Raw genomic sequence first — 651 nt, forward strand, 5'->3', positions numbered from 1 at the left:
GTTGATGAAGTAATTGAAAAAGCCGTTATTGAATATGCGATTGAATACCCTGCCTATGGACAACTACGTGCCAGTAATGAGTTAAGAAAACAAGGCATATTTGTTTCTCCTAGTGGCGTTCGCTCGATCTGGCTTAGAAATGCTTTAGCCAACTTCAAACAACGCTTATTGGCTTTGGAAGTCAAATCTGCTGAAGAAGGTTTTGTTTTCACGGAGTCACAAGTACAGGCGCTTGAAAAGAAAAAAGAAGATGACCTTGCTTGTGGTGAGATTGAAACCGAACATCCTGGGTATCTTGGCTCTCAGGATACTTTCTATGTTGGCGCTTTAAAAGGCGTTGGTAGAGTGTATCAGCAAACCTTTGTAGATACGTACTCCAAAGTTGCTTGTTGCAAACTATACACCTCTAAAACACCCATTACTGCCGCCGATTTATTAAATGATCGAGTGTTACCGTTATTTGAAGAGCATAACATGTCACTTATTCGCATATTAACAGATAGAGGGACTGAATATTGCGGTAAAATTGAACATCATGATTATCAGTTGTATCTAGCTATCCAAGATATAGAACACACTAAAACAAAGGCAGCATCACCACAGACCAATGGGATATGTGAGCGGTTTCATAAAACCATATTGCAGGAATTT

The 651-nt window shown here is 39.5% G+C and carries 1 pseudogene; it reads left to right on the forward strand.

Annotation, left to right across the window (positions count from 1 at the left end):
- Nucleotides 1–651 (forward strand): annotated as a pseudogene (locus tag DNJ77_RS09875) (DDE-type integrase/transposase/recombinase); the annotation flags it as partial.

Source organism: Fastidiosibacter lacustris, from assembly GCF_003428155.1.
GTDB classification, from domain to species: Bacteria; Pseudomonadota; Gammaproteobacteria; order Francisellales; family Francisellaceae; genus Caedibacter; species Caedibacter lacustris.